The following is a 20,233-nucleotide window of genomic DNA, read 5'->3' as shown; positions in this document are numbered from 1 at the left end:
GGCGCCCCCCCAAAAAAAAAAAAAAAAAAAACCCCCCCCCCCCCCCCCCCCCCCCCCCCCCCCCCCCCCCCGCTCCCACATTGGCTTTCAGCGCTTTTATATTCAATGAAGCCCCATGAACCCGGCCGACGACCTCATCATCGCCGGTGCCAGTGCCGGTTACTGGCTGTCCCGACACGCCGGATGCGGGGTTGGCCGAGGCGATGTTGTCGCCCCGGCGTCTGGGTTAATGCGGCGTTTGCCAAGACTACCCTCGATACAGTTCCCCCAGGATGGGCTGGCGAATGCGCGAGGCTTCCTCTCTGAATGACTGGTAGTAGCCGGCGCTGCTGCCGGGCATATCGACCACTCGACTGGCAGTGGGTTGCGACTGGGGTTGGGCGGGAGCAGGACCGCCGCCTTCCGGTCGGGGTGTGGCCGGTGAGCCGACTCTCGCTTGTATCGAGCGACCCAGATTGGTAAATCTCAATACAGCCCGTGTAGCCCCAAAAAGCTGGCTGTAGGGGGTGATGCCCCATTTATCGGTGAATTTGTAGGATAAGCCCAACATGCGTTTGCCCCCCGCGATTAGCCCCAAGGCGCCGGGACTTTCCAGCAATTTTCCGGCTCCGGCAGCCTTTGAGGCCGCAGAGGTGTAGGTCATGTGCCACGAGGTATAAGCCCCCCCAATACCCACCACCAACGAGGCAATTGAAAACCCGAGGGAGGCCCACCCCAGCCTACGGATGATGTGTGAACGGTCCCACCCCATGGCTTTATCGACCTCGGCAGTCGCCAGCCCCGCGACACCCAACGTCCCGCCTACAACACCGAGCCCCGCTCCGACGACGATCGTTGCCTTGGAGGCGATAACCCACGCTGCGGTGGCAGCTGCAGTCGCAGCGGCAGTCGCAGCCGCAGCGACTGCCGTACCCGCCACGACACCCGCAGCGGCCGGCGCCGCCACGGCTGCCGCCACCGCTACTGTCGCGGCTAACCCCGCAGCAATTGACGTTGCCGAATACGCAGCTGCTGCTGCCGCAAGACCGGCGGCCCCAAACCCAAGCGTTACCACCGACAACGCCAGTGCTACCCCGGTCAATACCCACTTCAGCCAGCCAGGCCACATCCCACTAGGATCGCGCATGTTGATCGGGTTGCCGGCACAGTAGGCATAGCAATTGATCCCCCCCTCATCAAATGGCCCCAACAGATCAGGCTGCAAGAACATCCTCAAGCTAGGACTGTAGGCCCGCAGACCATTACCGAGGAAATACAGGTTGGTCGGCACATCCAGACGCTCGCCATTGAACGCCGGCAGTTGCAGGTCGGCCATGCTGCGGACCTTGCCATCATCCAGGGGGATATATGCATCACCATAGGGTGTGTAGTGCCGGCGGACATGGGGCTGGCCGGGAGTTGACAGGCCGCGCACACTACCGCTGGCATCGTTCATATGCAGTTGTGGGCTGTCCACGCCACCACTGCGCGCCATCACCTCATCCCCACCGTCAGCGAAACGGATTTTTTTACTGCCTTCAACCAGCAGATCCAGACGCCTACCGGCGTATGCCAGCATCACGGACGGTTCAGCGCCCCGCGATGCATGTACCTGGCGCGCCTCGGCATCGTACTTATAGCTGTAGTCGAGGGGCCCGGCCTTCACCGCCGTCAGTTGTTCAAAGCCATTGTACGTATAGGCGTGGCCCTCTGGGCTCGTCTGCAAATTGCCCGCGGCATCATATGTCAGGGTGACATCCTGCACCGGGCGGGTATGGGTCAGGCGGGTCAACTGCGTGGGGTCGGTACCGGTAAAATAACGTTGGCAGGTGTCTTGTGTGCCATCGGCAAATGCAGTGACGACCCGCGTCATGTTATTGAGGCTGTCGAAGGTGTACTCCTCCCCGACAATGCCCCGGCCCAGGTGATCCTTGGGATGTTCAGGCCCCTCACAGCTATAGGTCTTGAGCCGCAGGTAGGCGTCGTAGGTGAAGGTCTCGCCAATGACCACCTGTGAACTCGCATTGCGAAGAAACCGAGTCGCCAACATACCGTTGACGTAATACGTACTGGCCAACACTTGGAACAACGCACCGTTTTGCTCAAAGCGGCGCTCAGCTTCCCGACCCAGCGAGTCGTAGGTCACGCGTGTGAGAATCTTCGTGCTTTCATAGGTGGTGGTCAGGTTCTGCGGCCGACCCAGGGTATCGTAAGTCTGTTCGATCACCAGGGGGCCGGTGGTCATCTTGGAAAATCGCCCGAGGGTATCGTATGCAAGCGCACTGCGCTGGCCATCGGCGGAGGTCTGATGCAGCAGGCGCCCTGCGGGGGAGTAGCCATACTGCGAAGTCAGCGACGTACCGCTGGCGGTTTGAATGTCCTTCTCGGGATGGCCGATGGCATCCTGGAAAAGCTCATGGATCAGGCCATTGGTCTCCGAACGCGTCAATGCTCCGCCCACCGGATCATACCGGTAGGTGCTCACCGGCAGTCCTGTCATCTCAATCCGAGTCGGCACGTCGAGTTGCTTGTCATAGGTCATGACCTGGCGCCCACCCCGGGGGGAAACCATGGCAATAGGTTCAAACCAACCGGCCTCGTATTCCCAGGTCGTAGCCTGTCCCGTCCCACGCACCTGGCTGGTCATCCGGCCCAGGCTGTCGTAAGTACGTGCCCCCAACCGCTTGCCGTCGACGGTGATGGCACTGGCCAACTCACTGCTGGTTCCTGGGGCGTAGTCAGTTTTACTCAGCCGCTGCGAGGTACCGTCGACCGGTTTCTGCAGGGTCGTCACCAGCCGGTCAAACCCGTCGTAAGTCAACTCAGTGAGCGTTTTATTGATATCCAATACCGTCAGGCATCGCCCCAGGCCATCGTAGGTGTACGACTCCACTTCAACTTTATTGTTGCTGGCATCCAGGCGCTCGACCTTGATGGGCTGGTTGTAGGCATTGAAATAGGTGATACGGCGTTCCCCGCCCACAACGCCCTCATCCGTGAGATTGAGCAGCGGGTCGTACTCATTGATCACTACGCGGCCATCGGCCTGGGTGACACGGCTCGCGTTGCCCCAACGGTTGTAGGTGTGGGTGCTTTTCAACAAGCGTTGCCCTTCGGTCACGTAATCCATGTCGACCACTTCGACGGTTTGCCCGAGCGCGTCATAACGCCAGGTACAAGTGGGTCGCTCCTGATTCGAGCCGATCACCTGTGCTTCGGCCACCTGGCGACCAGCACCATCATAGTAAGTAATGGCCTTGATCCCTTGCGCATCCGTGGTGATCAAATGGGCACGCGTCACCCCCTGTGCAAAATGGTAGGCGTATTGCCGCGTGGCTTGTTGCGGTGTGCCGGGAGCAACCGTTTCCACCGTCACCCGGCCACTGACGTCGTAAGCCAGATCCAGAGTGCTTTCGCCGTCTCGCGTCATTGACAACAGGCGTCGATTGACCAGCGAAAGCGTGCGCTTGGCCTCAAGCCATTGCCCCTCAACCCCCTTCAAGCGCCGCGTTTCGACGACGTTGTCGCCAGTGATGACGTAACTGAAATCACTGACCAACGCCCGCCCCTCGATGGTACTAGTGGCGCTCTTCAATCGGCCGGCAAGTGCGACAGGGGTATCGTAGTAAGTCTGCTGCAGGGCAAACACACCGGGCTGGTTGCTGGATTGCTGTAGCACAAAATAATTGCTGCCCGTCGGCGGCACGCGCAGATGGGTGTACTCCGTGGTTCTAGCGGAGGGAACGCTGCCTACGGGTACTAAACGCTCTTGCTTGAGGTAGCGCTGGAACAAACCGTGTGGGTCCGCCGGGCACTTGCCGCTCTCCCCGGCAATCGGGTAATAACTGTATTCGATGCGAATCCCGGAGGGCTCGGTACGGCTGAGTTGATTACCGTAGTCGTCAGTCAGGATACTCTGGGTCTCTTCCCTCGACGCCCCACCGGACACCAGTTCATAGCGTTTGACGATGGTTTTCGGAAGTTGGAGGTTAGCGGGTTGAGCAGAGAACAGACCTGGCACCGTGTTGTAGGTAATGCTCGTGGTGACTCTTGTGCCCTCGCGCAGGACTGACTCTTCAGACAACAGGTGAAACTTGTTGTAGGTGGTGCGGGTTTCAGTCAAGACGGCGTTGTTGTTGGCTGAGTCGATACATTGCTCCTCAGTCCAATAGTTATAGGTCCCGGCAATCAGATACAGATTATCCTCGCCCTCACGAAAGCCTCCACTATAGGGGAACCCAGTAAAGTTCAAGCCTGAACTGTACTTATAAAGCCGGATCATATGCGGCTGATTGGCACCTGGGGTCTGCGTCCAACTCGCCACCCGAGGGATGAACTGGTTATTGGCATATTGATGGCCGTTTTCGGTGTAGTCGATCCTCTCTTCGCTGCCCATTGGCAATCGCATCCGCTCGATCGCCACCAACCCATTGGCAAACGGCCTGCGGTACGTAAACTGGTAGGCTGCAGTCCCTACTGGGCCATTACTGTCATAAGGCGCAGTGATTCCTGTGAGAAGACTATTGCTCTGGGTAAATCGCATACGCGCATAACGACCACCCTCCACCCGCGTATCAACCGTTTGCAGATTGCCACTTGCGTAGGTCAGTCGCAGTAATTCTTCTTGTTTGTGATTGAGAATGCGCTCAAGAGACCCACCGACAGCGTAACGAAAGGTCAGGACCTCTGCATTTTCGAAGATTATGGAAGTAATGCGATAGGGGAGCGAGGGGCTGGTACGTTGCAAGACTTCGATCGTGCCATCCCGATAGATTACATGAAGCGTGGTTTCATTTTCCCGCTTGACTACCAGGTCTTTAAGTTTGCGATCCTTGAACACCATCGTACGCCCCACTAAAGGCATGCCTTCAGTTTTAAACTGCTCGCCGCTTAGCAACGTTAGCCGGGAACTGGAGAGGTCGAACTCGGTATTGCTCAACCGCCAACCCAACCCGTAAGGCACACGCTCTGGGCTGAACATGGAGAACGACAAAGTAATACGGCGGCTCACCTCAAGAGGCCCCTGCGGGGATAATTGCGCTAAACTGACCTGGCACCCATATTGCCCTGTACGCGGATCGACTGAACCGCTCAAAAACGAGGAAAAATTAAACGCATTGGAATAGACATTCATATCGAACTCCTGACCTAAAGAGCCGCCGTGACAGCAAAACTAGTTACTCATAATCCAACAGCTCAAAATTGTGTCTATTACGACGCAACACATATGAATGCGTACAACCATAGTTATCCAGCAGACGCCAAGGTGTATGGGCCTCACCCTCGGAAATAGAATTAGTGGTGGACAGCCATACTGCACGCATAATCGTATCCACTCGATTAAAGGGTAAAGACTGATTATCATCGGGCAAGTTACGATGCAACTCGCCGAGATCAGGATTAACCCCCGGTGCATCATGCGCCAGCACCACGCCGCCTTTTCTAGAGTGCGGAGAATCCCTATGACTAAACGCCGTATGAAAGTAAGGACCTTCATCATTGATCCGCAAAGGAGCCTCCAGGCCCCTCTGGGAAACAAACCTCAAGCCGCGCGGGGGCAGCCAATACCAGACATCAATGTCCGTCTTCGTCGATGCGTTCCAATACGCGTGATCCACCGTACGAATAAGATCCGCAACCCTCACTCGATAAGGCCGACGGGGCGCAATATGCACCCAGGAATCAGACTGAAAATCAGCCTCGTTAAAGTTGGAGGTATACACCTTGCCATCGATAACTATCCTGGCCATAAATCTGTGCTCTTCAATGGAGGCGCCGGTAGCTAAACGCATATATCGATCAATTGTCTCCGTACCAACTGACGCCACCGTCTGTTGTGACGTAGTTTGATCCTCATTTTTTTCAACCTCTCCGCTTTCTAAATTGCGATTCCAAAGTCCGATCTCATAGATATTTCGCGACTCATCGCAAGACCAACCCGCCGGTAATGCTTGGTCCAGATTTTTCGAATAGAGCGTGACCGTTGCGCTGGCTCTCTCGTCCGCACGCAGAACCGACTCCTCCCAATGTCCGTTCATCCCTTCCTGCTCTACTTTGAGCTGAATAACAACTTTGCACTGGTGCAGACCATTGGCATACAGTGCATTGGTGGAATCCTGGCCATTGGTAAGGGTGATTTCTAAATCTTTAGGTCGCCTTGCTAATTTAACAGGCTCTATGCTGAGGCGGTTGCCGTCCTCCTGCGGCACAATCTTGAACGCATGAAGCGTTCCAAAGTTATCTCGCAGAAACCATTTAGTTTTTGAGTCTTGATGCGGAAGTTCAGGTATCGTCGTGTAAAGCCGAGCGGCACACATGATACTATTATTTATGCGGCGGATGACCGGACTCGGATTCGAGGGTACTCCAGGGAGATTCTGATGAACACTTCTTAATGGCCAATCGGCAGCGCGTGGGTTCTTGAAAACCCCTCCTTTAAATACGCCCGAAGCACCATAAGCAGTTTGAAACATTTCACCTTCATCTGGCACATACAAAGGATCAAGCAATCCATAATTATCATCAAAGTGCAATCCATTGGTACCTTCCCAGTAATACACATCCACATCGATATCAGGCACGTTGAGAGCGTAATAGTCGACCGTTTGTTGAAGGTCTGTAGACAGCAACACAGGCGCAAGCGTGGGCGTAACAAAGATCGACGATTGAAAATCCGTCGGGTACTCGGAATAACTATTGGTGACGTTTTCCCCATCCAGCACAATTGTCGCCATGAACTGCATGGGCTCGAGAGATGTATTTTCTTCATGGCGCAGATAACGGCTGATAACTTCTATACGCGGGTCAATAATAATATTTCTTGGCAGACTCTCGCCCGGTTCTTCTCCTGTGCGATTCCACAGCCCTGGATCATATTCATTTTTATCGGAATCGCAACTCCATCCACCTGCGCCGTGCACATTATGCTTGTTGGGAATCGGTACGATTGTGATACTGGCACGTTCACTATCAGTTAACGGGGCATTAACCCAGTTACCCGTTCTGCTTACGACCTCCTTTAAAACCTCAACGACGACTTCAACCTGATGTTGCCCATTGGCATACAGCGCATCCGTAGAGTCGGTACCGTCAGCAAACCTGACTTTAAAGTGCGCAAGTCTCATGTTATCTGATTGCCTGATCATCTGACTCTCCAAAATCATTACCCAGCGCCATAGCACAAATTGGCGACACACCAATTCGACCTGAAACTTTACGCACTAAAATACCGAGTGCTTAGGGAGATTAGAGACCAGAAAACCAAACGCGGTAACTGTCAGAAATGACAGTTACCTAGTTGAAATAGAAATAACTCAATCAAGCGCTATAACCGTAAACCACGGCGATCACTGCCGATGAATGCAAAAAGTCAGGCTTTCCAGCGATCCGCCGCCTTATGATCACTGTCCCGCCCTTCCACCCAGCGCGGCCCTTCGCTGGTATTTTCCTTCTTCCAGAACGGTGCGCGGGTCTTGAGGTAATCCATCACAAACGCACAGGCATCAAACGCCGCCTGGCGATGGGCACTGGCAGCCGCGACGAACACGATGGGCTCGCCAGGCTCCAGGGCGCCGATGCGGTGCAGCACTTCCAGCTTGAGCAGCGGCCAGCGCTGCTCAGCCTCGACGGCAATCTTGGCCAGGGCCTTTTCGGTCATGCCGGGATAGTGCTCGAGGAACATCCCCGCCACATCGAGGCCATCGTTGAAATCGCGCACATAGCCGACAAAGCTCACCACTGCGCCGACGCCGACATTGGCAGCATGCATGGCGTTGACTTCGGCGCCGGGATCAAAGGGCTGGGCCTGCACACGAATAGCCATGCTCAACCTCCGGTCACGGGCGGGAAGAACGCCACTTCGTCGCCGGCCTGCAACGGCTCGTCGAGGGTGCACAGTTCCTGGTTGCGCGCGCACATCAGGCTGGTTTCGTTCAACACCGCGAAGTCGGGATCGCCGGCCAATGCCTGGCGTACAGCCTCGACGGTGGCGAAATCGCCTTCCATCTCCAGGGAGTCCAGGCCGATCACTTCGCTGTAGCGCGCAAAAAACAGTACGTTGATGCTCATGCCTGGTCCGCCTTGAAATGCCCGCTTTTACCGCCGAGCTTTTCCAGCAGGCGGATGCTTTCGATGGTCATGCCGCGGTCCACCGCCTTGCACATGTCGTAGATCGTCAGTGCCGCGACGCTGGCGGCGGTGAGGGCTTCCATCTCCACGCCGGTCTGGCCGGAGAGTTTGCAGCGCGCGAGGATATGCACCACGTCCGCGCCCTCGGCGCTGAGCTCGACCTTGACGCCCGTGAGCATCAGCGGGTGGCACAGGGGGATCAGGTCACTGGTTTTTTTCGCCGCCTGGATCCCGGCGATGCGGGCCACGGCAAACACGTCGCCCTTGGGATGGGCGCCGTCGACAATCATTTTCAGGGTCTCGGGCAGCATGCGCACCCGCGCTTCAGCCACCGCCTCACGGAACGTCACGGCTTTGTCGGTGACGTCGACCATATGGGCGCGACCTTGGGAATCGAGATGAGTCAGCACAGCGTTACTCCTGATCAGGAGCGTCGATTGTAAACCCAACACAGATCAAATGTGGGAGCGGGCTTTTGTGGGAGTCGGGCTTGCCCGCGATGCAGGCACCTCGGTATGTCAGTTACACCGAGGTGATGCTATCGCAGGCAAGCCAGCTCCCACATTGACCGTAGTTACAGGTGGGATTCGGCGTATTCGGCCAGAATCGAACGGGGGACACCCTGCAGGGCGATGTGCACGCCGTTCGGGAAGTCCTTGAAGCGTTCTGTCAGGTAAGTCAGCCCGGAGCTGGTCGCGGACAGGTAAGGGGTGTCGATCTGTGCCAGGTTGCCCAGGCACACCACTTTGGAACCGGCGCCGGCACGGGTGATGATGGTTTTCATCTGGTGCGGGGTGAGGTTCTGGCATTCATCGATCAAAATCAGGCTTTGCTGGAAGCTGCGACCTCGGATGTAGTTGAGGGATTTGAACTGCAACGGCACTTTGCTGAGGATGTAGTCGACGCTGCCATGGGTGTTTTCGTCATCCATGTGCAAGGCTTCGAGGTTGTCGGTGATCGCCCCCAGCCACGGCTCCATTTTTTCCGCCTCGGTGCCGGGCAGGAAACCGATTTCCTGGTCCAGGCCCTGCACGCTGCGGGTGGCGATGATGCGGCGATAGCGCTTGGTCACCATGGTCTGCTCGATGGCGGCAGCCAGGGCGAGGATGGTTTTCCCCGAACCCGCGGCGCCGGTCAGGTTGACCAGGTGGATGTCCGGGTCGAGCAGCGCATACAGCGCCAGGCTCTGGTAGATATCACGCGGTTTCAGGCCCCAGGCTTCCTGGTGCAACAGGGGTTCCTGATGCAGGTCGAGGATCAGCAGCTTGTCGACCTGGATCTCTTTGATCCAGCCCACGAAGCCCTGTTCGTCGATGATGAACTCGTTGATGTGCACGGCCGGCAGGTTGTCGATCAACTGCACCTGGTGCCAGGTGCGGCCATGGTCCTGACGGGTTTCAACTTTGCTGACCAGGTCCCAGAAGGAGCCCGTCACAGTGTGATACCCACGGGAGAGCATCGACACGTCGTCGACCAGTTGGTCGGTGCTGTAGTCCTCGGCAGCGATCCCACACGCTCGTGCCTTGAGGCGCATATTGATGTCTTTGGTCACCAGCACCAGGCGCAGGTCCTTGTCGCGTGCGTGCAGGTCGATCAATTGGTTGATGATTTTGTTGTCGTTCAGATTTTCCGGCAGCAGGCTGTTGGGCTCGCTGCGCTTGCTCATCAGAATCGACAGCAAGCCCTTGGGCCCGCTTTTGCCGCGCTGGATCGGCACACCGACTTCAACGTCGTCAGGTGACGCTTCGCCCAGGGTCTTGTCGATCAGGCGGATGGCCTGGCGGCATTCGGCAGCCACGCTGTGGTGCCCGCTTTTGAGTTTGTCGAGCTCCTCAAGCACGATCATCGGGATGGCGACGTGGTGTTCTTCGAAGTTAAGCAGTGCGTTCGGATCGTGGATCAGTACGTTGGTATCAAGCACATAAAGGATTGGCTGGTCGGAAGAAGGGTTACGTCCATGATCATCCATACTCGGTCACCTTTGTGGGAGCCAGTCGACGCAATACCGCAACAGTGCTGCGCCTCGATTCGACCACCGACTGCACCTGAGTGACGTCAAGTGCAGTGCCCACATGAGGAGTCTTGGAAGACGCCACCTGTGTTGCAGGTTTCGGCGATCTGACTTCGTAATACCGCAAAACCCATGACAGGAAAAAGCACTTTGACGCATTTTTGAAGTTTATTTTTCAGGATGACGAATAGCACTAGCCGAGAGCCATGGACCCCGTTAAAGTCGGAAGTCCGCCTGCATCGAAATGTCGCACGAAATCACCCCAAAAAAGCCTCATCCCCAACAGGGCCGGGCACTTCGACCTTTTCAGCGAAACGCCTCCCGGCAGTCCTGCCAACCCAATCCGCTTTGCCCCGTCGCCTGCAATAATTTCGGCAATGCCACTCGCGCCTTGTCCTGGGTGTCGTGAAACACAATCACCCCTTTGCGCCACAGCAGCATCAACGTCAGCACCCGTTGCGCCGACTCATCGGCCTTGAGCTTGCCCGGTTCGTCCTGGGAATCGATATCCCACAATGCCACTTGCAGGCCCTGGGCCTGGAAGAACCCCTGGCTGTCCGCGCGACGCTGACCGTAGGGCGGCCGAAACAGCGGCAGGTAGTTTTCCGGCATCAGGTTCTGCGCGAGCGAGGCACTGCGGGTAATGGAGCCCTGCCAGTCGACCCAATGGCTATGGGAGCGATACTGCCAGCCCTGGGTGCCGACGCACTGGCCCTGGTACAGCGCCTGCACATCGGCCACCGAGCTGCGCTCGACGCGCGTCTGCAGGCTGCTGCCGAGGACGAAGAAGGTCGCGTTCATCTTCTGCTTGCGCAGGTAATCGGTGAGCCAGTCGGTGTTGCCGCTGACCGGTGCCGGGCCGCCATCGAAGGTCAGCAGGAACAGCCGGTCGTTGAACTCGTCGCCATTGCGCTCGTGATCGCCAAAGCGCGCGATTTCGCTGCTGATCTGCGGAAACAGCGCGGCCTTGCGCAGCAGCTCGTCCAGGTAGCGTTCGTGGAACGCGTGGCTGGGGCCGGCCCAGCCTATATAGAAGGAGTTTTCGCTGACCTCGAACTTGCCGGCCTGCTCGCGCAGGTCGTCCATGTTTTCCACCAGGTAGCAGAACGAGGCATCTTCCTCGCAGCTTTGCTGGGCGAACGTGTAGTTCTCCAGCAGGCGCTGCCAGAGCTGGCGACGCAAGTCGTCGATGGACGCCATGTTGATGATCTTCAAGCCCAGGCGTTGCTTGAGCGCGGCCTCATCCTGATTCTCGCTGGCGAGCAGGCTGTGGGCGAACATCAGGATTTCGGCGCGTGAGGCCACGTCGAACAGCGCCGGGCTGCCGAGCTTCTCGGGCCAGGTGCCACGGTCCAGGCTGGCGACATCCACCGGCGCCGCCTGGGCGGTCAGGCAGAGCAGGCAAGCTGATAATAAAAGCGCAATTCGCACCTAGGGTCTCCCTCTCCAGAGTCGTCGGGCACTATAGCCGATCATGATCGAACTGGATGGAGTTGGGTCAGGTTGAGCTTGAACTGCTCTATCACGACAAAGACAGAAAAGTCCGACAGCTATTGCATTCGAATTGGTAAGAGCCCTCTGTATTTCCTCAGCACTATTGAAGCGCCAGATCATCGCTTCCTAGGATTGCGTCCGTCTCAACTGACCCTGACGCCTTACAAGGAAGCCCCATGCCCCGCCAAAGCGACTTGCGCTACACCTTCGAACCGCTGCGGGGCGATCCCTTCGAGGTGGTCTCGTTCATCCTCGAAGAAGGCTTGTCCCAGCCGTTCAAACTCGACCTGGAACTGGTCAGCCATCACCCCGCCATCGACTTCTACCGCATGCTCGACCTGGCCGCGGTGTTCACCATTTGGCGCGACGACACCCCTGTGCGCTACGTCCACGGCCTGGTCAGCCTGTTCCAGCAAGGCGACACCGGCTTTCGCCGCACCCGCTACACCGCCGTGGTCGAACCGACCCTGAAGCGTTTCGAGCTGCGCTCCAACTGGCGCATCTTCCAGGGCCAGACCGTGCCCGACATCATCACCAGCGTGCTGGCCGAGCAAAAGCTCACCGACCTGCGCAGCGAGATCTGCTTCGAGCACCAGCCCCGCGAATATTGCGTGCAGGCTGGCGAAACCGACCTCGACTTTCTCGCCCGCCTCGCCGCCGAAGAAGGCCTGCTCTACACCTTCGAACACCGCGCCGACGGCCACACCCTGGTCCTCACCGACCGCGTAGGCGGCCTGGGCACCATCGGCACCCACACCGATTGCCCGGTGATCTACCAGCCAATGGGCGGCGGCGACGCCTTGGAACCGGCATTGAACCGCTTCCACTACACCGAACAGGTCCGCACCGCCGTGCAGGTCCAGCGCGACTACACCTTCACCCACCCGCGCTACAACCAGCAGCACACCGCGACCGGCGATCAGGACCTGAACAACCAGCACAAAGACTATGAACGCTACGACTACCCCGGCCGCTACAAACGCGATGTCGCTGGCAAGCCCTTCACCAAGACGCGCCTGGCCGCGCTGCGCAACGACGCCAAGCTGGCGCATCTGGAGGGCGACGATGAACGCCTGCAACCGGGATTGGCCTTCGACCTGAACGAGCATCCGCGTGAGGACTTCAATGATCGCTGGCGCACCATCGCCATCAAGCACGAAGGCAAGCAGCACACCAGTTTGCAGGAAGAATCCTTTGGTAGCGGCCTCGGTACGTCTTACACGTTGAAAGCCAGCGCCATCCGCTGGACCTCCGACTGGAAAGCCCCGCTGCGTAATAAACCCTGCATCGACGGTCCGCAGATCGCCACGGTGGTCGGCCCTCCCGGTGAAGAGATTTATTGCGATAAATGGGGCCGGGTCAAGGTGCAGTTTCCGTGGGATCGCACGGACAAAAACAACGATCAGAGTTCGTGCTGGATTCGTGTGGCTCAGGGCTGGGCCGGTGCGACTTGGGGTGCTATGGCCGTGCCCCGAGTGAATCAGGAACTAATCATCAGCTTTCTGGATGGCGATCCTGATCAGCCTATCGCCACGGGCCGCACCTACCGCCAAACCAATCTGCCGCCGTATGAGCTGCCCAAGCACAAGACGCGGATGACCATCAAAAGCCGAACCCACAAGGGCTCGGGCTTCAACGAGCTGCGCTTTGAGGATGAGCTGGGGCACCAGGAGGTGTTTATCCATGCCGAAAAAGACAAGAACGTCCATATCAAAAACAACAACGGCATCTTCGTCGGCAACGACCGCAAGGAGCGGGTCGAGCACAACGAAACCGTGTCCATCGGCGACCACCGCACCGAGGACGTGGGCAAAAACGAAACCATCAGCATCGGCGCCAACCGCAGCGTGACCATCGGCGGGAACAAGGTCGAGACCATCAAGCTGGCCAAGGCCGAGACCATCGGTTTGGCCAAGGCGTTGACCATTGGCGCGGCCTACCAGACCAGTGTCGGCGCGGCCATGAACACCACGGTGGGCCTGAGCCAGAGCGAGCAGGTTGGCATCCACAAGTCGGTGGTGGTCGGCAAGCGTTTCAGCATCGATGCCGGTGATGAATTCAAGGTCACGGTGGGCAAATCTACGCTGGTGATGAAATCCGACGGCACCGTGCTGATCAATGGCCGCACCTTCGATTTTTCCGCCAGCGGCGCGGTGCAGATCAACGGCAAAGACGTCGATATCAACTGAGGGGCGGTCATGGAATTTCGTAACCTGACGCCCTTCGATGCGTTGTGTTTCAGCGCGTTGGGCGTGGACGATCAAGAGTACCCGGTGCTGGTTATGAAGGTGGGCTATCGGTTGCTGCCTATGGACGGGCAACCGGGGCAGTTTCGCGCCGAAGTGCTGGACGACGACCCGCTGCCACTGTGCACCGCTGATCGCTACTACCGCGAAGAAGGGTCAAGCAGCGTCTGCGAGGAAAGCGACCTGGCACCGTTCAAACCCCGTTGCGATGTGATCGTAGCCGGTAGTGCTTATGCGCCCCAAGGCCGACCGGCTGCACACTGGACTGCTGGCTTGCGCATCAGTGCGCCCGTGGCCGCGCTACCCCGTATCGACGTGCCGCTGCCGACGCCGTTAAGTCCCGGCGAACGGCTGACCGAATATCAACTGGCAGTGTGGCAAGCCGCCCGCCAAGAGGCTTTTAAGCGTCGGGCCGACGCGCCGACACGCCATTATTTGTTGGACAAGCGTCTGAAACTCACCGGCCCTAGGCAGTTCAGACACAGTCTATTTGGTGGCTGGCAATTGACCGAACCGGAAGCGGTCACCTCGGTGCCTTTGCGCTGGGAATATGCCTTCGGGGGCAGCAGCGTGGTTCCCAATCCCGAGCATGCGGTTGATGCACACACGCCGCCCTACCTGCTCAACGAAGTCTGCTACAGCAACCCGCTGGGCCGGGGCTGGATCGAAAAGCGCCAGGAAGACCTCGGCTATCAATTGGATAAGCCGCTGCGCGAACTCCCCGCCCCGCAGATCGAACCTATCGACAAACCGGTGTGGCGCTTGGAGCGAGCCAAACATCCCGAGGGCGAACTTGACGCCAACGGCATGGCGCAGATCGCGGCCCGCTACAAAAACCAACCCGCCGGATTTGGTGTAGTGGGCCGTGCCTGGGCGCCTCGTTTGCCGCTCGCGGGAACCTACGACGAGGCATGGCAGCGCGAACGCTGGCCGGGGCTGCCGACGGATTTTGATTTTGGTTACTGGAACGGTGCACCGGCCGATCAGCAGATCGAGTTTCCACCACCGACATTTCGCCTTGAACTGCTCAACTTGACTGACCCGGCGCTCACGCCCGACGGCACGTTATGCGTCGAACTACCCGGCCATCGTCCGTTTGTCCTGCTGCGTCTGCGCAACGGCGCGATGCTGCCGCTGCCGATGCTCACCGACACCCTGCGTATCGACACCGAAGCCATGACCCTGGCCTTGACCCACCGCATCAGCCTGCCCAACCACCTGGGCATTCGCGTGCTGGAGGCGCGTTTCGAGACTGATCCGGATGCGCCGCTGATCAAGCGCACAGCCAGGGAGGCGCTCTGACATGGCCGATAACGTCATCGCCCGCAAGCAAGGCAAATGGACGGTAGTCAGCATCGTCCCGGATGTCTGCAAAACCCCAATGGGCAGCGCCATACCGCCCGTGCCCTACCCCGTCACCGCTGAACTGGAAGCCGCCACTGGTGTGGCCACGTCAGTGCGTGCCAACGGCAAGCCCGTAGTGGTCTTCGACAAAAGCTTGGTGCCCAGCACCCAGGGTGACGAAGCCGGCGCCGCCAAAGGCATCAAGAGCAACACCGTCGGCGGCAAGTGCTACCCGCTGGAGAAGAGCAGCACCGTGCGGGCCGAGGGCAAGCTGGTGGTGCGCCATGACGACAAGTTCTGGATGAATGGATCTAGGCCATGACCGAGCCTTTAAATATCAATATCAACAAATCCTTCGTGCTTTATGGCGGCAAGGTCTTCGCTAGTTTTGAGAACGGCTGGGGCGTGACTGTTCAGGTCTATGAAGGAGAGACGCTTCTCACCCAACAGGAAATGACCTACGCCGAGTATGTGGCACTGCAAAAAGAAGCACTGCCTGTTCCGCTGCCCGACTACCCAGATCCACGACAGAACCGAAGTCCCGGTGGAACGAACGCAAACGGCAATACCATAGGTCGAGTGGTGGGCGAAACAGCACCCGCTGGCGTACCCGCCACACAGGCAAATCCGCCGATAAAGACCGAAACTGATGCAGAAAAAGGCTGGTGGGATAGCGCGAGCCCATGGTTTCACGGCGGCCTGGATGCGCTGGAATTCGTGCCTGGACTGGGGGCTATCCCGGATCTGATCAACGCTGGGATCTATGCGGTAGAGGGTGATGCAGTGAATGCTAGCCTCTCGACAGTTGCGGCGATACCCTTCGTTGGCGATGCGATAAAAGGAGGCGTATTGGTTGGTAAGGGCGCGCACAGTCTCGGGTCAGAGGCAGCACAACAAGTGGTGCAAAAGGCGGCCAAGGAACTATCAGAACGAACAGAAAAAGAAACTCTAGAAAAACTCGCACGACAGCCAGAACTTCCAAAAGCGAAGGATGGCGCCAAGATAAAAAGCGACATCGTCACCGATGGCTCGCACCTTCAGAAAGGCGGAAAATTAAAACCTGACATAAAATATCGAACAGGCGAGCATCAATACCTTTACGAAACAGATAATCTGGGGCGCATAACAAAATTTACTACAGAGGACCTTAAGTTAACAACACGAACTACCAGACTACCTCACTCCAGCAACACGCCCGGAAAACGAGCAAAGGACCATGCCGGGCATTTATCTGGGGATAGATTTGGAGGTTCCGCCAAGCTTGACAACTTAGTCTCTCAGTCACGAAAAGCAAATCTGAGCGACTTCGCAAAACTTGAACATAAATGGGCCCAAGCAATTAAAGAAGGAAAAAAGGTTTCCACGGAAATCAAGCCAAACTATACTGGCAAGGATGGTAGACCAAGCAGCTTCACAGTAAAATATTCCATAGACGGCAAGATTGTCATTAAAGAGTTCCAAAACTAGGCATGCCACTTATGAAAAATAAATTCGAAGATATTTTCTCGCAATTACAAGCGGATATTATTTCGCTCTGCCTAGAGTACGCAGACGGAAAAGTGAACGACATATATGCGTACTGCTCCATTGAAGATCGCATTTATGCATTTGATGTTTTCTACAATATCAACGGAACCCTCTACCAAAAACACCAATTAAACGATTCCACCCCTTCCTCCTTCCAGAGTAATTACGATACATCCCCCGAAAGGCAAAGCGCACTTTTGGAAACCGGAATACAAGACCTAAAGAATCTCCAAATCATATTAGATGAATACGACAAACCAACCCCTACTGAAATCAAGCTACACTACAACGTTGACACTGGCCGATTAAATTCTGAGTGCAAGTACGAACCAATATATACAAATCACAAAACGTTGACCTCTGAAGATGTTTTCGACGATTGGTTCGGCCAAGTTAACAAAAGAATTTAATTGTAATCTTAAAAAGCTACAAACACGCCGCCGCGAAAGGCGCATCGGTGTAGGTCAAGAAGAGCATCGCCCGGCCACCGAAGAAAGCCTGCTCTACACCTTCGAACACCGCGCCTCGGCAGTTCGCCACAGCCTGTTCGGCGGTTGGCAACTGAGCGAGCCACTACACTGCCACCGCCGTGCCTTTGCGTTGGGAATATGCCTTCGGTGGCAGCAGCGTGGTGCCCAATCCTGAGCATGCGCTTGATGCAAATACACCGCCCTACCTGCTCAACAAACTCTGCTACAGCAACCCGCTGGGCCGGGGCTGGATCGAAAACGCCACACGCTGTGCGTCGAACTGCCCGGCCATCGCACGTTCGTCCTGATGCGCCTGCGCAACGGCGCAATGCTGCCACTGCCGATGCTCACCGACACCCTGCGCATCAACACCGAAGCCATGACCCTGGCCTTGACCCATCGCATCAGCCTGCCCAACTACCTGCGCATTCGCGTCCTTGAAGCACGTTTCGAGACTGATCCGAACGCTCCGCTGATCAAACGCGCAGCCAAGGAGGCGCTCTGACATGGCCGATAACGTCATCGCCCGCAAGCAGGGCAAATGGAAGGTGGTCAGCATAGTCCCGGATGTCTGCAAAACCCCAATGGGCAGCGCCATACCGCCCGTGCCCTACCCCGTCACAGCTGAACTGAAAGCCGCCACTGGTGTGGCCCCGTCAGTGCGTGCCAACGGCAAGCCCGTAGTGGTCTTCGACAAAAGCTTTTGGCTTAAGTACCAAGAAAGATGGGGCAATAAGGACTATGACTCATGGAGCAAGCAATATGACACCAACATGCGAAACTATCAGTATGGCTTGGCAAGAGAGAAAGCGTATCGCGACTCCACGGGTGCCTCAGAGGGCACTCTCAAGACCCCAGCTACTAATCGGCAGATAGATATTCTTAAAGAAAAAGACCTTTATGCCGGTCAGTTGAAGACAGGCCCAGTTAGCCTTACCAAAGAAAACCAAATCGCAATCCAGAAGGACGCGCTGCTAGTAAAAGATGGATGGAGGGTAGAACACATATTGGAGAAAGGAGCCACAAAACCATATTTAAATTCTTTAGATAAAGCCGGAATTCATTACAAAATTGGCCCCCAGATACCACACTAGGAAACAACAATGAGTATTGATAAAAATGAAGCCGAAGCAGTATTTGATGACTTTCTCTTCGCGATCGACGACCAAACTGAATGGCTAGTTGATGAATCAGAAAAACACAATATCAAATTGACAAACTCACCTAACACACCTGAAGTACTCGAAAACCTATTCAACCTACTCTCTGCTGGGATGAACGAAAACGATACTGCTAGCCTGGTTGTAATTTTCGGCCGATACCTCGGCGAGTTCATGCGACTTAATTATGGGGGCCAATGGACTCTGCCTCTTGATGACGAACACAACGTAAACTTCAATACGCCAGTAATTACCGGCCACTCCCCTATAGAGGGATTGGAGTTTGCTCCCATGAGAATTATGCGGGCCTACGCTCTTCGAAGGAGCGATGGCACTCTACGCAGAGCTATAGATAACCATATCAACCCCCAAATATTAGATCTGAGTCAAGAGGCGGCCCAGGAGAAAAATAATAAAAATTAAACACCAGATGATTGAGTTGGTGACGGCCGGGGCTTAACGCATGACCGAACCGATCAACCTGGCCCCGGTGCGGGTGCACGCGATCAGCGTCTTCGTCCAACCTCCGCCTGACAGCATCGTCGGCCCAGCCGAACTGCTGCTGCAGCAAGGCGAGAATGGCGGCGTGCAAATCGATGCCTTCTGGCAAGACGCCATGGGCAATGAAATCCACGAAAGCAAGGAGATGCAGGAGGAAGAATACGAGGCCCTGCGGGCGGGATACATGCGCACCGAACAGGCGACTCTGCCGCCGTTCAATTCGTTCAAGAGTGGCAATACAGCCAATGGGCGGCGGCGACGCGTTGGAACCGGCATTGAACCGCTTCCACTACACCGAACAGGTCCGCACCGCCGTGCAAGTGCAACGCGACTACACCTTCACCCACCCGCGCTACAACCAGCAGCACACCACCACCGGCGACCGGGACCTGAATAACCAGCAAAGACTAGGAACGCGCCTCCCTGAAACGGATTCTCAGCCTCTAACTGATTTCCAGCGTACTCATTCCCGACAGCCCCTCACTAACAAGTGCCTATCACTATCATAGGTGGAGTCAAAGGCCCCGACCCCCTAGAATCCCCTCCACGATTACAGGAGCCAACTTCATGCTGATGGTGATTTCCCCCGCCAAAACCCTCGATTTCGAGTCAAAGCCGGTAACCCCGCGCTTCACCCAGCCGCAATACCTTGACCACTCCCAGGAGTTGATCGAGCAATTGCGCGACCTGAGCCCGGCGCAAATCAGCGAGTTGATGCACGTATCCGACAAGATCGGCGGCCTCAACGCCGCGCGTTTTGGCAGTTGGACTCCCGCTTTCACGCCGGACAATGCCAAGCAGGCGCTGCTGGCGTTCAAGGGCGATGTCTACACCGGCCTGAACGCCGAGACCTTCAGCGATGCCGATTTCTCCTATGCCCAGGACCACCTGCGCATGCTCTCGGGCCTCTACGGCCTGCTGCGCCCGCTGGACCTGATGATGCCGTACCGCCTGGAGATGGGCACCAAGCTGGCCAACGCCCGTGGCAAGGACCTGTACGCCTTCTGGGGCACCCGCATCAGCGAGTGGCTCAACGAAGCCCTGACCGAGCAAGGTGACGACGTGCTGCTCAACCTGGCCTCCAACGAGTACTTCTCGGCGGTCAAGCGCACGGCCCTGAACGCGCGCATCATCAATACCGAGTTCAAGGACCTGAAGAACGGCCAGTACAAGATCATCAGCTTCTACGCCAAGAAGGCCCGGGGCATGATGAGCCGCTTCGTCATTGAGGAGCGCATCAACGACCCGGCCAAGCTCAAGCAATTCGACGTGCAGGGTTATCGCTTCAATACAGAGCAGTCCAAGCCGGATAACCTGGTGTTTTTGCGCGATCACGCACCGGAATAAGGCCCTGGCAAGCACTCTTGTTTGAAC

At 56.8% G+C, this 20,233-nt stretch carries 18 protein-coding genes; 11 read left to right on the top strand and 7 right to left on the bottom strand.

Annotated features, from left to right (window positions below):
* Positions 1-247 precede the first annotated feature (247 nt).
* From NTD80_RS00560 to NTD80_RS00530, 7 genes are all read right to left on the bottom strand, one after another.
* Entirely contained in the window at positions 248-5,113 is a 4,866-nt protein-coding gene (locus NTD80_RS00560) for an RHS repeat domain-containing protein (RefSeq protein WP_262131683.1), read from the bottom strand.
* A gap of 43 nt (positions 5,114-5,156) precedes the next feature.
* A complete protein-coding gene (locus tag NTD80_RS00555; RefSeq protein ID WP_262131682.1) occupies positions 5,157-7,124 on the bottom strand; it encodes a hypothetical protein in 1,968 nt (655 codons plus the stop codon).
* Positions 7,125-7,348: 224 nt separating this feature from the next.
* On the bottom strand, positions 7,349-7,801 hold the full coding sequence (gene moaE, locus NTD80_RS00550) for a molybdopterin synthase catalytic subunit MoaE (RefSeq protein WP_262131681.1): 453 nt from the start codon (positions 7,799-7,801) through the stop codon (positions 7,349-7,351).
* 2 nt (positions 7,802-7,803) lie between these two features.
* Complete coding sequence (moaD, locus tag NTD80_RS00545; protein WP_262131679.1) at positions 7,804-8,046, bottom strand: molybdopterin converting factor subunit 1; 243 nt, start codon at positions 8,044-8,046, stop codon at positions 7,804-7,806.
* Positions 8,043-8,516 carry a cyclic pyranopterin monophosphate synthase MoaC gene (gene moaC / locus NTD80_RS00540; RefSeq protein ID WP_262131678.1) on the bottom strand — a complete coding sequence of 158 codons (474 nt, stop codon included), beginning with the start codon at positions 8,514-8,516 and terminating at the stop codon, positions 8,043-8,045. Before moaC ends, moaD begins: the two co-directional genes overlap by 4 nt.
* Positions 8,517-8,680: 164 nt before the next feature.
* Complete coding sequence (locus NTD80_RS00535) at positions 8,681-10,075, bottom strand: PhoH family protein (protein WP_017135209.1); 1,395 nt, start codon at positions 10,073-10,075, stop codon at positions 8,681-8,683.
* Between the two features lie 348 nt (positions 10,076-10,423).
* Positions 10,424-11,548 carry a polysaccharide deacetylase family protein gene (locus NTD80_RS00530; RefSeq protein WP_262131677.1) on the bottom strand — a complete coding sequence of 375 codons (1,125 nt, stop codon included), beginning with the start codon at positions 11,546-11,548 and terminating at the stop codon, positions 10,424-10,426.
* A gap of 239 nt (positions 11,549-11,787) precedes the next feature.
* On the opposite strand from NTD80_RS00530, the gene NTD80_RS00525 reads away from it, so the two are divergent.
* From NTD80_RS00525 to yaaA, 11 genes are all read left to right on the top strand, one after another.
* Complete coding sequence (locus tag NTD80_RS00525) at positions 11,788-13,800, top strand: type VI secretion system Vgr family protein (RefSeq protein WP_262131676.1); 2,013 nt, start codon at positions 11,788-11,790, stop codon at positions 13,798-13,800.
* A 9-nt stretch (positions 13,801-13,809) separates the two neighbouring features.
* Positions 13,810-15,159 carry a DUF2169 domain-containing protein gene (locus tag NTD80_RS00520; protein ID WP_262131674.1) on the top strand — a complete coding sequence of 450 codons (1,350 nt, stop codon included), beginning with the start codon at positions 13,810-13,812 and terminating at the stop codon, positions 15,157-15,159.
* 1 nt (position 15,160) lies between these two features.
* Positions 15,161-15,523, top strand: a complete 363-nt coding sequence (locus NTD80_RS00515; RefSeq protein WP_262131673.1) for a DUF4150 domain-containing protein — start codon at positions 15,161-15,163, stop codon at positions 15,521-15,523.
* Positions 15,520-16,668, top strand: coding sequence for a DNA/RNA non-specific endonuclease (locus NTD80_RS00510; protein WP_262131672.1), 1,149 nt, complete (start codon positions 15,520-15,522; stop codon positions 16,666-16,668). Before NTD80_RS00515 ends, NTD80_RS00510 begins: the two co-directional genes overlap by 4 nt.
* 11 nt (positions 16,669-16,679) lie before the next feature.
* Positions 16,680-17,138 carry a hypothetical protein gene (locus NTD80_RS00505; protein ID WP_262131670.1) on the top strand — a complete coding sequence of 153 codons (459 nt, stop codon included), beginning with the start codon at positions 16,680-16,682 and terminating at the stop codon, positions 17,136-17,138.
* A 179-nt stretch (positions 17,139-17,317) separates the two neighbouring features.
* Positions 17,318-17,506 carry a DUF2169 domain-containing protein gene (locus NTD80_RS00500; RefSeq protein ID WP_262131668.1) on the top strand — a complete coding sequence of 63 codons (189 nt, stop codon included), beginning with the start codon at positions 17,318-17,320 and terminating at the stop codon, positions 17,504-17,506.
* Positions 17,506-17,703, top strand: a complete 198-nt coding sequence (locus NTD80_RS00495) for a hypothetical protein (protein ID WP_262131667.1) — start codon at positions 17,506-17,508, stop codon at positions 17,701-17,703. The genes NTD80_RS00500 and NTD80_RS00495 overlap by 1 nt, the downstream gene beginning before the upstream one ends.
* 1 nt (position 17,704) lies before the next feature.
* On the top strand, positions 17,705-18,292 hold the full coding sequence (locus NTD80_RS00490) for a DUF4150 domain-containing protein (protein WP_262131666.1): 588 nt from the start codon (positions 17,705-17,707) through the stop codon (positions 18,290-18,292).
* 9 nt (positions 18,293-18,301) lie between these two features.
* Entirely contained in the window at positions 18,302-18,781 is a 480-nt protein-coding gene (locus NTD80_RS00485) for a hypothetical protein (protein WP_262131664.1), read from the top strand.
* Positions 18,782-18,821: 40 nt separating this feature from the next.
* Positions 18,822-19,256, top strand: a complete 435-nt coding sequence (locus NTD80_RS00480; protein WP_262131662.1) for a hypothetical protein — start codon at positions 18,822-18,824, stop codon at positions 19,254-19,256.
* Between the two features lie 170 nt (positions 19,257-19,426).
* Positions 19,427-20,206 carry a peroxide stress protein YaaA gene (yaaA, locus tag NTD80_RS00475; protein WP_262131660.1) on the top strand — a complete coding sequence of 260 codons (780 nt, stop codon included), beginning with the start codon at positions 19,427-19,429 and terminating at the stop codon, positions 20,204-20,206.
* The last annotated feature ends 27 nt before the right edge of the window (positions 20,207-20,233 follow it).

It is taken from the genome of Pseudomonas sp. 13B_2.1_Bac1 (genome assembly GCF_025466155.1).
GTDB lineage: Bacteria > Pseudomonadota > Gammaproteobacteria > Pseudomonadales > Pseudomonadaceae > Aquipseudomonas > Aquipseudomonas aylmerensis.
The sequence above is the reverse complement of the archived record's forward strand: the minus strand, read 5'-3'. Positions and strand labels throughout refer to the sequence as shown.

Coding starts and splice junctions, on each gene's coding strand:
- NTD80_RS00515 (WP_262131673.1), top strand. CDS start 15,161: ATGGCCGATAACGTCATCGCCCGCAAGCAAGGCAAATGGACGGTAGTC.
- NTD80_RS00560 (WP_262131683.1), bottom strand. CDS start 5,113: ATGAATGTCTATTCCAATGCGTTTAATTTTTCCTCGTTTTTGAGCGGT.
- NTD80_RS00535 (WP_017135209.1), bottom strand. CDS start 10,075: ATGGATGATCATGGACGTAACCCTTCTTCCGACCAGCCAATCCTTTAT.
- NTD80_RS00480 (WP_262131662.1), top strand. CDS start 18,822: ATGACCGAACCGATCAACCTGGCCCCGGTGCGGGTGCACGCGATCAGC.
- NTD80_RS00525 (WP_262131676.1), top strand. CDS start 11,788: ATGCCCCGCCAAAGCGACTTGCGCTACACCTTCGAACCGCTGCGGGGC.
- NTD80_RS00555 (WP_262131682.1), bottom strand. CDS start 7,124: ATGATCAGGCAATCAGATAACATGAGACTTGCGCACTTTAAAGTCAGG.
- NTD80_RS00485 (WP_262131664.1), top strand. CDS start 18,302: ATGAGTATTGATAAAAATGAAGCCGAAGCAGTATTTGATGACTTTCTC.
- NTD80_RS00505 (WP_262131670.1), top strand. CDS start 16,680: ATGAAAAATAAATTCGAAGATATTTTCTCGCAATTACAAGCGGATATT.
- NTD80_RS00495 (WP_262131667.1), top strand. CDS start 17,506: ATGCGCCTGCGCAACGGCGCAATGCTGCCACTGCCGATGCTCACCGAC.
- yaaA (WP_262131660.1), top strand. CDS start 19,427: ATGCTGATGGTGATTTCCCCCGCCAAAACCCTCGATTTCGAGTCAAAG.
- moaE (WP_262131681.1), bottom strand. CDS start 7,801: ATGGCTATTCGTGTGCAGGCCCAGCCCTTTGATCCCGGCGCCGAAGTC.
- moaD (WP_262131679.1), bottom strand. CDS start 8,046: ATGAGCATCAACGTACTGTTTTTTGCGCGCTACAGCGAAGTGATCGGC.
- NTD80_RS00490 (WP_262131666.1), top strand. CDS start 17,705: ATGGCCGATAACGTCATCGCCCGCAAGCAGGGCAAATGGAAGGTGGTC.
- NTD80_RS00520 (WP_262131674.1), top strand. CDS start 13,810: ATGGAATTTCGTAACCTGACGCCCTTCGATGCGTTGTGTTTCAGCGCG.
- NTD80_RS00510 (WP_262131672.1), top strand. CDS start 15,520: ATGACCGAGCCTTTAAATATCAATATCAACAAATCCTTCGTGCTTTAT.